General features: G+C 68.2%; 9 protein-coding genes. 5 read left to right on the forward strand and 4 right to left on the reverse strand.

Going from position 1 to position 12,857, the window contains the following annotated elements; translation table 11 throughout:
* Window positions 1–323 precede the first annotated feature (323 nt).
* Window positions 324–1,766, forward strand: coding sequence for a T9SS type A sorting domain-containing protein (locus I2H31_RS05515; protein ID WP_196292003.1), 1,443 nt, complete (start codon window positions 324–326; stop codon window positions 1,764–1,766).
* A gap of 124 nt (window positions 1,767–1,890) precedes the next feature.
* On the opposite strand, the gene I2H31_RS05520 is transcribed toward I2H31_RS05515, so the two are convergent.
* A complete protein-coding gene (locus I2H31_RS05520; protein ID WP_196292004.1) occupies window positions 1,891–3,177 on the reverse strand; it encodes an MATE family efflux transporter in 1,287 nt (428 codons plus the stop codon).
* Between the two features lie 92 nt (window positions 3,178–3,269).
* Window positions 3,270–4,265 carry a hypothetical protein gene (locus tag I2H31_RS05525; RefSeq protein WP_196292005.1) on the reverse strand — a complete coding sequence of 332 codons (996 nt, stop codon included), beginning with the start codon at window positions 4,263–4,265 and terminating at the stop codon, window positions 3,270–3,272.
* 187 nt (window positions 4,266–4,452) lie between these two features.
* Between I2H31_RS05525 and corA the strand changes: the two genes are divergently transcribed.
* On the forward strand, window positions 4,453–5,646 hold the full coding sequence (corA, locus tag I2H31_RS05530) for a magnesium/cobalt transporter CorA (RefSeq protein WP_196292006.1): 1,194 nt from the start codon (window positions 4,453–4,455) through the stop codon (window positions 5,644–5,646).
* A gap of 66 nt (window positions 5,647–5,712) precedes the next feature.
* Here the strand turns inward: corA and I2H31_RS05535 are convergent, their stop codons facing one another.
* Together I2H31_RS05535 and I2H31_RS05540 are read right to left on the reverse strand one after the other, a co-directional pair.
* The gene (locus tag I2H31_RS05535; RefSeq protein WP_196292007.1) at window positions 5,713–6,762 is read right to left on the reverse strand and encodes an AAA family ATPase; all 1,050 of its coding nucleotides are present in this window, start codon (window positions 6,760–6,762) and stop codon (window positions 5,713–5,715) included.
* A gap of 174 nt (window positions 6,763–6,936) precedes the next feature.
* Window positions 6,937–9,705: a hypothetical protein gene (locus I2H31_RS05540; RefSeq protein ID WP_196292008.1), complete on the reverse strand. Its 2,769-nt coding sequence runs from the start codon at window positions 9,703–9,705 to the stop codon at window positions 6,937–6,939.
* 104 nt (window positions 9,706–9,809) lie between these two features.
* Between I2H31_RS05540 and I2H31_RS05545 the strand changes: the two genes are divergently transcribed.
* The 3 genes from I2H31_RS05545 to I2H31_RS05555 all read left to right on the forward strand — a co-directional run bounded on the left by I2H31_RS05545 (window position 9,810) and on the right by I2H31_RS05555 (window position 12,717).
* Complete coding sequence (locus tag I2H31_RS05545; protein WP_196292009.1) at window positions 9,810–10,421, forward strand: hypothetical protein; 612 nt, start codon at window positions 9,810–9,812, stop codon at window positions 10,419–10,421.
* 188 nt (window positions 10,422–10,609) lie between these two features.
* A complete protein-coding gene (locus I2H31_RS05550; protein WP_196292010.1) occupies window positions 10,610–11,146 on the forward strand; it encodes a hypothetical protein in 537 nt (178 codons plus the stop codon).
* An 83-nt stretch (window positions 11,147–11,229) separates the two neighbouring features.
* Window positions 11,230–12,717 carry an APC family permease gene (locus I2H31_RS05555; protein WP_196292011.1) on the forward strand — a complete coding sequence of 496 codons (1,488 nt, stop codon included), beginning with the start codon at window positions 11,230–11,232 and terminating at the stop codon, window positions 12,715–12,717.
* Window positions 12,718–12,857 lie beyond the last annotated feature (140 nt).

The following is a 12,857-nucleotide window of genomic DNA, read 5'->3' on the forward strand; positions in this document are numbered from 1 at the left end:
GGCAACGCACTTACGTTTATCCTTATCGTGCTGGTGAAGAACTCATCCGTCTCTCACCCAAAAAGCTGTTGGGGGTGGGCTCTTCGCTAGGGGGAAGAAACGACACCATTGACCATGCGGCGTGCCTGTGGTTTTACAATAACCAAGGAGATACCGTTCGTACCGTTCGGAATCTACGCAGCCGGGAGGTTGTTTTCCAACGAATATTTCCGCCAACCTTTGCTTACGGGGCCGCTGTGCGTACCCGAAACGGAGAGTTTTTAGTTAATGGCCTACGGCGGCGGGGTACTGTAAACGGCGCGACCATTCCAGAAGCAGCCTTTATGTCCCGCGTCGATTCATTGGGCGCGATTAAGTGGACGCAGTATTATACCTTCAACGGACAGTCTGTGGGCGGGTATTTACTGGGTTTGCCCGACGATGGCGCTATTGCGGTGGGTGCCATCCTGCGGCAGGTTACGAGTTCTGTTTTCGCGTCCGTCGCGGTAACGTCGCGCTTCGATTCGCTTGGCAACGTGGGGCAGCAGCGCATCATTGGCCGAACATACTCCACTGTCAACCGCGTGGCTACGCTGCCCGACGGCACCTATGCCCTAGCCGGCTACGAAGAGCGTCAGGTACCTGGCTCTGGCACTGTGCGGGCCGACGGCTGGCTGCTGCGCCTCACCGCCAACGGCGACACGCTTGGCGGCCGTTATTTCGGTACTCCCTCCCAAACCGAATTCTGGCAGGACGTGCGCGCAGCTCCCCACAATGGTCTGCTCCTCACCGGCGGCGCCAGCCCAGGCAACAACCGCTCGCAGGGTTGGCTCATGGAACTTGACAGCCTGGGGCAGGTGCGTTGGCAACAGCGCATTCCTGCTTCTTTCGGCCCCACCACCCCAAATTATGCGCTGCAACACGGACGGCCGTTGCAAAACGGCGACGTTCTGGTTAGCGGCTACCGTCTGCTGCCTGGTTCCCTCACCCAAACGCAGGATACTTACCAAGCCGTGTACCGTCCCGATGGCGTCGGTGGGGCCACGGCCGTATGGGAGCGCATCATTCCCATTAGCGCCAACGAGCCTTACACCGGCAGCCTCGATTTGAGCGCGGCCGGTGAGGTAACCATCACGGGTCAAGTCTATCCGCCACCAAACACGGTACCGGCTAACCAGTTGTTGTCCCACCTGCGGCTGCAGCTCACCGAGCGGCCCTACGTGCCCGACCTGTGCCAGACCCCGCCGCAACTCGCGCTGGGCTTCGCCCCCACCGCCGGCGGCGACAGCCTGCGCTTCGTGGGCCTGCCCACGCCCGGCCCGCGCTACGCCCAGGTGGTGCGCTGGCGCTGGGACTTCGGCGACGGCACCTCCTTCGACGGCCCCGCGCCCCCGCCCCACCGCTACGCCCCCGGCCAGGGGGCCGGCACGGCCGTGCGCCTCACCATCACCAACAACCTGGGCTGCACCGCCTCGGCCGTGGCCTTTCCCTTCGCCCTGGCCACCGCCGCCCAGCGCGCCCTGCAGGCCGGCCTCGGCGTGTTTCCCAACCCGGCCCCCGCCGGCGGGGCGGCCGTTACGGTGCAGCTGCCGGGCCTGCACGCCCAGCCGCCCGTGGCCGCCGAGCTGTGCAACGCCCTGGGCCAGGTGGTGCGGCGCGACCATTGGGCCCCGGCTCAGCTGGCCCAGGGCGCGCCCCTGCCCCTCGGCGGCCTGGCCCCCGGCGTGTACGCCCTGCGCCTGCGCGCGGCTGAGGGCACGCTGGTCAAGCGACTGGTGGTGCAGTAAGGGCCGTGGTCATGGCGCGTGCGGTGCGGCCCCCGTCCCGTACTAATTGCGAGAAAGCCCCGGCACTACAGTGTACCGGGGCTTTTTAGTCAGAAGAAAGTTCTGGTTTTAATAGGACAGCGTGCTACGCCGCCCTGCCAAAATCAGCCCCTTCTTCCCTATCCCTTGTTCCCAATTTCCCCTTCAGCTGCACGGCCGCGCAGGCGGCCAGCACCAGCCCGTAGCGGGCAGCGTGGGCCCACACTGCCCCGGCCAGGCCCAGGCGGGGCAGCAGCAGGGCCAGCAGCCCGGCAAACACCGCCGCCGAAGCCGCCTGCACCGCGATGTAGGGCCCCGTGCGGGCCCGGGCCATGAGCTGAAAGAGGAACAGCCAGCTCAGAAACTTGGCCCAGTCGCCCAGCAGCTGCGGGGCCAGCAGCGCCTGCGCCGCCAGCAGGCGCGGGGCAAACAGCAGCGGCAGCAGCCAGCTGCGGCAGGCGAAAACCAGGCCCAGGCCGGCGGCCAGCACCGGCGCCAGCAGGGCCAGCACGCTCAGCAGGTAGCGGCGGGCCTCCCGCGGCTGCGCCGCCAGCGCCGACAGGCGCGGGTAAAACACGCTGCTCATCACCGCCCCAAATACCATGGTGTAGTTGTCCGAGAGCTTGGCCACGGCCTGCCACAGGTCGGTGCGGGCGGGGCCGTAGGTGGCCAGCAAGTGGTTGCGCAGCGCGTAGTCCACGGCCCGGCCAAACACCAGGGAGCTCACGGCCATCAGCAGGAACTGGCCCAGCCCGCGCAGCGCCGGCCGGCTGGGGGCGGCCCACCGCCAGTGGCCCAGCGCGCCCGCCCGCCGGGCCAGCCACAGCGCCGGCAGCACCGTGAGGCCCTGGGCCAGCAGGTAGCTCAGCAGCACCAGCGGCAGGGCGGCGCCCCGCAGCAGCGTGGCCGCCACGGCGGCCGTGCCCAGCGCCGCCAGCGCCACCGCCAGCCCGATGTAGGCCCGCAGGCGGCCGGCGGCCAGCAGCACGGCCCCCAGCAGGCCCTGGCCCGTGAGCAAGGCCATGCCCACCACAAACACGGGCACACCGGCCCGGCCCCCGCCCGGCAGGCCGGTGCCGGCCAGCACCGCGGCCCCGGCCAGCAGGGCCAGCGCGTTCAGGGCCAGGGCGGCGCCCAGCCAGGCGCGGTGGCGCGGGCTGCCGGGCCGCAGCGGCGCCAGGTATTTCACCAGCCCCACGTTCACCCCGTCGTTGGGCAGGGCGGTGAAGAGGGCCATCAGGTTCTGGAACTGGGCCAGCAGCGTGAGGCCGCCGGCCGGCGCGTAGGTGGCAAACAGCTTGTTGACCACCAGCGCGCCGGCGGCCCGCGCCGCCACGGCCACGCCCGTGCCCAGCGAGCCCCGCAGGAAGCTGCGAATGGGGGAAGCAGACACGGGAGCGGGTGGGGGGGCGGGCATGGGGCCACAAAGAACGCCAAACTCCTACCGTGGAAGACAATCCGGCGTTTTTCTCCCCTCCTCCCCGCTTACAGCGCCTTTTCCCAGCTCAGGCGCAGGCCGGCCACGCCGCCCAGGTGGCGCTTGAAGCGCAGCAGCGAGGCGTTGGGCCCGGTGGCGAGGGTGGAAGTGCCCAGGTCGACCAGGCCCAGGCCGCTGGCGCGGGCAAACGCGTGCAGGCCTTCGTTCAACAGCACCACCGGGCTGAGGGCGTTGCAGCGCAGCGGGCTGGCCGGGTAAAAGTTGTAGAGCACCTGCCCGCTCACCTGAATGGCCACCGTGAGGGCCGCCCATTCCCCATCGGGCTGGCGCACCGAGAACAGGAAATGCTCGCGCGGAAAGTGCCGAAACATCGCCTGCACCCGCTCCAGGGGCAAGGACAGCGCCTGTCCCCGCTCCTGCCGGCACGCCCGGATGAACTCGTAGGCCGTCGGCAGCAGGTAGGGCGGCTCCTGCTCCAGGTGCAGGCCGTGGCGGCGGCACTTGTGCAGGCGGCGGCGCTCGGAGGGGTGCAGGTGGGCTTCGTAGTCGCGGGCGGGGTCGAGGGCGTAGTTCTGCTCGGCCAGGGCCACGCGGTAGCCGCGCTGGCGCAGGGTTTCGGCCAGGGTGGCGGCGCCGGTGGGGTCGTAGGCAAAGGGGTAGCCGCGCAGGGCCAGGCGGCGCCGGCCGCGCCGGGCCAAGTCGGCTTCGGCCGCATCCAGCAGCAAGTGCAGGGCGGCGGTGCTCAGCCCGGGCGCCAGCTGCACGGCTCCAAACGGGGCCTGCGCCGGGCTGCGCGCCGTGTCGGTCTCAGCGTCGAGGCTCACGTGGAGCTGGGCCACGGTGCGGGCCGCGGCGGGGTCTTCGAGGTAGAAGCTGAGCACGGGCGCCGGGCTGGCTTGCAGGGCCTGGTGCCCGGGCCGCAGGTAGAGGAAGCTCTCAAACGCCAGCGGCAGCCGGGGCGGCGCCGGGCCGGCGGGGCCGCCGGCGGCCACCCACACGGCCAGCCCCGCCGCGCGGCCGGCGGCCGTATTTTCCCCAACCAATGAATCCGTTTGTTTCAACCGTGTGTTTCGAGTCTGCGCCGGCAAAGTACGGCACGGAATGCGTCTTGGCGGTTTTGCCGGGGGCCGGGCTCCGGCGGGGCGGCCTTTTTGCGCCGCGGGCGGCATCTTCGGGCCCGCGGCCTGCGTAGGGCCCAAGCTGCTCCGTTGATTCGTTTTTCTTTGCCGCATGACTCCTTCCAGCCCCTTCCCCAAGCCCCCGGCGGCCGCCGCGGTGCCCTCCTCGCCCGCCGACGGCATCGTGACGGACCGCGAGGCCACCCGGCAGGCCCGCGAGCAGCAGGTGGGCCAGCGCCCCGGCACCCTCACCGTGCACGAGGGCGCCTTGCCGCCGCGCCTCTTCCTGACGTCGTACGACGACAAAACCTGCCACGAACAGGAATACACCGGCCGCTACGACGAGCTCATGGACTTCCTGCGCGCCCACCCCGGCCTCAAGCACTGGGTGGACGTGCGCGGCTACAACGACCTGCCCCTGCTGGAGCGCATGATGCAGGACTTTGGCCTGCACCCCCTGCAAATGGAAGACGTGCTCAACGACTACCAGCGGGCCAAAATGGAGGTGTTCGACGAGCACCGCCTCTTCATGGTGTCGCGCATGACGGACTTCACCGCCAACCTGGAAGTCGACGACGACCAGCTCTCGCTCTTCACCGGCCCCAACTACGTCCTCTCGTTTCAGGACGACTACGACGACTGCCTCGACGCCCTGCGCCAGCGCATCCGCAGCAACTTCAGCACCCTGCGCCGCCAGCCCAGCCTCTACCTGGCCTACGCCCTCACCGACGTGGTGCTCGACCACTACTACCCCACCATGGCCGCCATCGGCGACTACATCGAGCGCCTGGAAGAAGCCATTTTTGCCGACAGCCGCCCCAAACGCCTGCTCAACCGCATCCTGCGCATCAAGAAGGACGTGGTGCGCTTCCGCCGGCTGGTGTACCCGGAGCGCGACAAGATTGCCGAAATCCTGCGCCTGCCGGAGGAAATCATGCCCGAAAGCCTGAAAATCTTCTACCGCGACGCCTACGACCACGCCATTCAGGCCCTGGACCTGGCCGAAAGCTACCGCGACAACATTTCCTCCCTCACCGACCTCTACATGTCGGACCAGGGCAACCGCATGAACGAGGTGATGAAAGTGCTGACCATGATAAGCACCATTTTCATCCCCCTGAGCTTCGTGGTGGGCCTCTACGGCATGAACTTCCAGCGCCACGACGACCACGGCCGCCTGCTGCCCCACAACATGCCCGAGCTCTACAGCCCCTGGGGCTACCCCGTGGTCATTGGCCTGATGCTGTTCGTGGTGGTGGGCCAGATTTATTATTTCTACCGCAAGGGGTGGTTGACGAATCGGTAGCTTTTCATTTGACAACTAGCAATTAACAGCCGTTCTGGCCGCGCCAGCGGTTCGTCAGAACGGCCATTAACTGCTAATTGTTAAATGACTTAGCACCTGCGCCACCCGCTCCGCCACCGTGCCCTCTACCAGCGTGTAGGGGATGCGGTAGAAGTCCAGCTGCATCAGGATGGCGCCGTGCTGGAAGCTGCGCAGCGCCTCCGGCCCGCGCCAGCCGTCCTGCTCAAACGGCACCGTGGGGGCGCACACGAAGGTGTGGGCGTAGCGCTGCCCGCACACCGCCGCCAGGGCTTGCAGGGCCGGGTCGCAGCGGTGGAAATAATAGTAGGAATACAGCGCCGTGGTGGCCGCGTTGGTGTCGCAAAACAGCACGCCGGTGGCCTGGGCCGCGGCTTCGTCCTCCAGCTCGGCATGGCGCCGGGCAATGTAGAGCAAGTCGTCGTAGTCGAGGTTGCCGTTCTTTTGCTCGTGCAGCGTGCGCCCGTATTCCGGCACCCACACCGTGCCGCAGGCTTCCGCCAGCGCCGCACACAGCGTCGACTTCCCGCTGCTTTCGGCCCCCAGAAACACCACCCGCGGCACCGGGCCGGGGGCCACCACGCCCAACTGCGCCGCCACCAGCGGGTGCAGAAACCGCGCCGCGGCGGCCGGGTTGGCCCGCACCCGCGTGCCCGACACTGGCACCTGCGCCCGCGCTTCGTCCACCGCCACGTGCGGCACGCCCAGGTGCTGCGCAAAGCCGGGCCCGTAGGCCTCGCTGCTGAACACTACATTGACCGTCAGGCCCTGCCGGGCCAGCCACTGCCGCACAAACTCCCGCTGCGTGGTGTCATCGGCGGCATCCGGCGGCACCCCGTCGCCCGCGGCTGAGAGGGCAAAAATGCGCAGCGGCGTGCGGCCAATGCAGGGCCCGTCCGCCACGTCATCGCCCCGGTAGAGGGCTCGCAGCCAGTCGGCCCGCACCGCGGCCGGGTGCGCGGCAGAGTCGGGGTTGGCGTACACCAGCACCAGCAGTTCCGCTACCTGGGCGGCGGCCGTTTCCAGCAGTAGCTGGTGGCCCCGGTGCGGCGGCCAGAACTTGCCGACCACGAGGCCGGTGCGGGTGGATGTGGGCATGGTCAGGAGTGGATTGGTGGGTTGGTGGGTTAGTGGATTAATAGAACGGTCATGCTGAGCTTGTCGAAGCATCTCGCGTGCTGTAAGTAACTTATTCGATTGGATTACTGCTGCACGCGAGATGCTTCGACAAGCTCAGCATGACCGTTCTTTCGTCAGTTCTATTCCTTACAGCTACGGCAGCGCCACCTTCAGCTCGGTGCGGCGCAGCTCGCGGCCCACGATGCGCACCAGTTGGTAGGTGGCGGTGGTGGCGTCGTAGCTTAGGGCCACGCCGGTGCCGGTGCTGGGCAGGGGCTCGCCGCCCAGCAGCGCGCCGCGCGCGTCGTAGAGGAACACCTGGCCGGGGCCGGGCTCGGTGATGGCCACGAGGCGGCGGCCGTTGCCGAAATCAAAGAACTGCACCCGCCGCTCGCCCGAGGTAACGAACCGCTGGGTGAGCAGCGGACTCGCCTGGGTGGGCAGGTACACGTCGATTTGGTTGCCGTCTTCGCGGGTCAGCACGTAGGTGCGGCCGCTGGGGTCGGGCACGAGGCGGAAGCGGGCGGTGCGGCTCCAGGTGGCCACGCGGCGCCGGCTCTGGATGTCGCCGCTCAGGTTGAAGGTCACCAGCTCGCCGTGCTGGTTCACCATGGTGAGGCGGGTGCGGGCCAGCGTGCTGCCGGGCTGCACCAGCACGTTGCCCGCCAGCCGGGCCCCCAGGCTCAGCGGGAAGCCCGGGAAGAGGCTGCCCTGCTCGTCGTAGGCGTACACGTAACCGTTTTGCAGCGGCGCCACCACCACCGTGCGCCCGCCCACGCTCAGCAGCGCCGCCCGCCCGGCCAGCGGAAAGTCGAGCCGCTTGGGCTGCCAGCCCCGGTACGCCCGGCCCCGGGCGTCGAGCAGGCGCAGTTCGTTGCCGGCCGTGTGGGCCAGCAGGCGGGCGGCCTCGCCCGCGCCGGCCGGGGCAGAGGTGAGGTCGGCCACGCGCACCGTGTCGGGCAGGTTCAGGGGGAAGGGCAGCGCGTCGGGGCCGTCGGGGGCCAGCAGGTGCAGGCGGTGCCCGGCACCCACGAGCAGCCCGCCCGGCGCCCCACCGCCGGCCGGCAGCACGGCCGCCCCCACCGCCGGCCCGGCCAGCGTGTCGGACCACACCACGGCGTTGTCGGCACTCACAAAGTGCAGCACCTGGGCCGAATCCTGCACGAGCACCGACGGAATGCGCGTGCCCAGCGCCGCCAGGGCCACGGGCTCGCCCACCAGCGCCCGCTTGAAGGCCAGCACCCGCCCGTTGGCCGCCGCGCCGCCGGGCTGCGCCGTGGCGGGCCCCAGGTTGGGCTGGTGCAGCACCAGCTGGGTGAAATACTGCGCTTCCGGGGCCGCCTCGTTGTCGGCCGGCATCAGCTGAAAAGCCATCTGGGGGAAGCGCTTGAACAGGGCCTCGTTGCGCAGCAGGCCCGCCCGGCGCTCTTCGGTGAGCACGCCCAGCAAGGCGTTCCAGCTGTTGCGCGTGTCCACGAAGATGCTCAGGCGGGCCCGGGGCAGCGTTTCCTGCAAAAACGACACCTGCGCCGGGCTTTGGGCCCAGGTGCGGCCGGCCACCACATCCGCCAGGTAGGCGTTCAGGGTCAGCTCATCAGACAGCACCAGGTAGTTGCCCATCAGCACGCCGGCCCCAGCGGTGGCTTCCACGGCATAAGGCTGGGCGGGGTCGAGCAGCGGCCCCAGCACGGCCGCCTCCGCAAAGCCCACCGGGTGCACCTGGTAGGGCCCCACGCGGGTGAAAGCGGGCGAATTGCCGTTGAGCCGGCGCAGGCGGGCCAGCCACGCGGCCGTGCGGGCCGGCGCCGGGCAGCGCACCAGCGCCAGCCGCCCTGGCCGGCTGCCCGGCGCCGTAGCGGCCAGGTAGGCCACCGCCATTTCGCCCCCAAACGTGGCCCGCAGGCTGTCGAGCGCCGAATTGATGCCCGCTGAATCGGGCGGCGCGGCGGCCGGGCGGGGCCAGGTGCGGGCCGGCTGGGCGCCCAGGTGCAGCACCAGGGCCGTGCGCGTGCTCAGAATGTCGGCCATGCCCAGGAGGGGCTGGGCCGGCTGCCCCCGCAGGCGCTGCTGCAGGGTTCCCAGGGCCGTTTCGGGGTTGGAAAAGCCTTGCAACTGCGCCCGGCTGCCCACCAGCTTCATGCCCAGAAACCCCTGCGACACCAGGCCGGCCAGCAGGTCGAACTGCCCGTGCGCCTCGCGCCGAAACAGCACGTCGAGAAACTGCGGCAGGCGCCGGTAGTTCACCAGCACGGTGGCGTCCACGCCGCGCAGCTTCAGCAGGTCCGTCGAGCCAAACGAGTCCAGCACGGTGGGCGCCTTCGGGTGGGCCAGGCGGCGTACCACGGCTTCCACCAGGCCCGCGTTGGCGCTGATGAGCAGGTGGTTGCGGTAGTTGAGCACGGTGATGCTCAGCTCGCTGCTTTGCTCGGTGAGCACGGTCATTTCCTGGTCTTCGTACGCGCGGGTGCTGAGGCGGTAGCGGGCGTCGCGGCCCAGGGTTTCGAGCAGGCTGCGCACCTGCCGGTACTCGCTCACGCGGGCCAGCGGAATCTGGTAGAGCACGTCGAACTCGCCGGGGCCCGTGACGTGCAGCGAGGTGATGACCAGCTTGCGGCCCAGCAGCGCCAGCAGGCCCGAGCGGCGCCGGGCGCTGCCGCCGTTCAGGCTGTCGGCCAGGGCCAGGTGGCCGGCCGCGTGCTGGAAGTAGCGCACGGCCGTGAGGTTGTCCCACAGGCCGGTTTCCTGCAGGTGGCGCACCAGCGTGGGGTGGTCGCGGGTGCTGAGGACGAGCACGGCGTCGTCGGGCACCAGGGCGTAGGGGTCGACGGGCACGGCGGCCAGCGTGCGCCGGTAGTACACGTAGGTGGCCAGCGCCAGCAGCAGCACCAGGGCCGTGAGCAACGCCAGAAGCTTTCGGGACATGCAGTAGGGAAGCGGATGACGGGCGACGAAAGTACGCCGGGCGCTGCGGCTGCGCACCAAAACCGGGCGTATCTTTCCCATCCGTTCCGTCCCCTGCTCTGGAAATGGCCCTGCCGCTCCGCCTTTCGTTTTTTCGTTATTCCCGGCGCCGGCGCGCAGCCGGGCTGCTCCCGCTGCTGGGCCTGCTGGCGCTGCCCGCCTGCTTTCAGCTGCGCGAGCCCGAGCCCGCGGGCACGGCCAGCGAGTGGATTCAGCCCACCCAGATTGACCTGCTGCTGTCCAATTTCACCACGGCCGTGCAAAACGTGAACGTGGCCAACTACGAGCGCACCTTCAGCGGGCCCGGCTACCGCTTCGTGCCCGACCCCAGCAGTGCGGGCTCCTCGCCGGCCCTGTTTGCCAACTGGAGCGTGCCCGACGAAACCACCTACTTCAGCAGCCTGCGCCGCCGCACGGCCTCCGGCGTGAAAAATACCCTCACCCTCACCGACCGGCGCGACCAGCTCTACACCGCCGACTCGGTGGAGGTTTCGGCCCTGTACCAGCTGCGCATCACCCAGCAGGACACGGCGTTCCACGCCGGCCTGCTGCAAGGCAACATCCGCCTCATCCTGCGCCGGCGCAACAACGAGTGGCGCATCGTGGCCTGGCGCGACCAGCGCACCTCCCCCGGCCTGTGCTGGACGGATTTGAAGAAATACTTCAGCTCGCACTGAAACGCCTCCGGCTGAATGAGGAATGAGGAAAGAAGAGTGAGGGAAGTAAGGCGGTCATGTCGAGCTTGCCGAGACATCTCGCGTGAGAGAGTATGCAATTACTGCCCCACGCGAGATGTCTCGACAAGCTCGACATGACGTACTGGCTTTCGCTTACTCTTTATTCAGCAAGCCGTATATTTCGCCTCATGAAGTCCCCGCGCCCGTCGTTTCCGGTTATTCTGCTTGCGGGCATCGGGCTGATGCTGACCGTGCCGGCCTGCAACCCGTTTGCGCCGGCCCTGGACGAGGTGCCGGCCGACCAGAACGCGCTGCTGGGCAACCCGGCCACGGTGCGCGGCTTCTTCGACCGGTTTCGGGCCGCCTACCAGCTGCGCGATTCCACGCTCTACGGCCAGCTGCTGTCGCCCGCGTTCAAGTTTACCTACCACGATTTCGTGGCCAACGTGGACCGCAGCTGGACCCGCGACGTGGACGCCAACACCACCTACCGCCTGTTCCGGGCCGCCCGCTCCACCAATTTGCAGTGGACGCAGTACTTGCCCAGCTCCGACACGCTGGCCTCCGACACGCTGGTGAACGTGGAGCGCTCCTTTTTGCTCACCATCGAGCAGCGCGACGACGAGCGGTTTTCCGGCTCTGGCACGGCCCGCCTGGTGCTGGTGCGCAACAACCGCAACGACCCCTGGCGCATGCGCAGCTGGTACGACCGCAGCGAGTTTTAAGCGTTTCTTTACGCGTCATTTTCAAGGCCTGCCTGCTACGGCGGGCCTTTTCGTTTTCTTTGACAAAATCTTCCCCAACTCGTATGACCGAACCGCAACCCGACCAGCCGCATTTTAAGCGGGCCATCAATCTTTTCGATGCCATCATGCTCGTCACGGGCAGCATGATTGGCTCGGGCATCTTCATCGTGTCGGCCGACATTGCCCGGCAGGTGGGCAGCGCCGGCTGGCTGCTGGTGGTGTGGCTGCTCACGGGCTTCATCACCATGGCCGGGGCCATCAGCTACGGCGAGCTGGCCAGCATGTTCCCGAAAGTGGGCGGGCAGTACGTGTACCTGCGCGAGGCGTTTGGGCGCCTCACGGCCTTTCTCTACGGCTGGACGCTGTTTCTCGTCATCCAAACCGGCGTGATTGCGGCCGTGGCCGTCGCCTTTGCCAAGTTCACGGGCGTGCTGGTGCCGTATTTTAGTGTGAAAAACGTGCTGTTTGAAACCACGCTCGCCGGCTGGAATTTCACGTTCTCGTCGGTGCAGCTGCTGGCCATTCTGCTCATTGTGGGCATCACGGCGCTGAATGCGCGGGGCGTGCGCACGGGCAAGCTCATCCAGAACGTGCTGGGCAGCACCAAGCTCATTGCCCTGGCCCTGCTCATTCTGTTTGGCGTGGCCCTGGGCATCAATCACGAAGCCATTGCGGCCAATTTCGCCGATTTGTGGTCGGCCACCCGCTCGGCGGCGCCGGGCGTGAGCGCGCCCACGCTTCCCATCAGCGGCAGCGCCCTGGTCATCGCCATCGGCATGGCCATGACGGGCTCGCTGTTTTCGTCGGATTCCTGGAACAACATCGGGTTTGCGGGCGAGGAAATCCAGAACCCCGAGCGGACGCTGGTGCGTAGCATGGCCATTGGCACGGCCATCGTCACGGCGCTCTACATCCTCATCAACGTGGTGTACCTGCTGGTGCTGCCGCTGCACGGCACGCCCGAAGCCGCCACGCTGGCCGGCCGCGGCATTCAGTACGCCACCGACGACCGGGTGGCCACGGCGGTGGCCGAGTCGGTACTGGGCCGGGCCGGCGCCTACGTGATGGCCGTGCTCATCATGCTCAGCACGTTCGGGGCCAACAACGGCATCATCCTGAGCGGCGCCCGTGCCTATTTTGCCATGGCCAAGGACGGCCTGTTCTTCCCCGGCCTGGCCCGGCTCAACGGGGCCGGCGTGCCCGGCCGCGCCTTGTGGGCGCAGTGCTTCTGGGCCTGCCTGCTGTGCCTGAGCGGCCGCTACGGCGACCTGCTCAACTACGTCATGTTCTCGGTGATTCTGTTTTACGTCGTCACCATCATCGGCATTTTCGTGCTGCGCCGCACCCGCCCCGAGGCGCCCCGCCCCTACCGCGCCTGGGGCTTCCCGCTGGTGCCGGGCCTCTACATTCTGCTGGCCAGCGCCTTCTGCATCATCCTGCTCATCGCACCCGACACGGCCGAGTTTTCGCGCCGCGGCCTAGGCCTGACGGCGCTGGGCCTGCCGGTGTACTTCTTATTCGGCCGCCGGTTTGGTAATTCGGCTGCCTAGCCTGGGGTAGAGACGCAACGTATTGCGTCTCGTCGTTGCACTGCGCGAGTTGAACGACGCCGTGCCAACGACACCCGAACGGCGCGAACGACGAGACGCAACGTATTGCGTCTCTACCCCGCTCCCAAACGCAAAAGGCC

The sequence above is a fragment of the Hymenobacter ruricola genome (assembly GCF_015694525.1).
Taxonomy (GTDB): Bacteria; Bacteroidota; Bacteroidia; order Cytophagales; family Hymenobacteraceae; genus Hymenobacter; species Hymenobacter ruricola.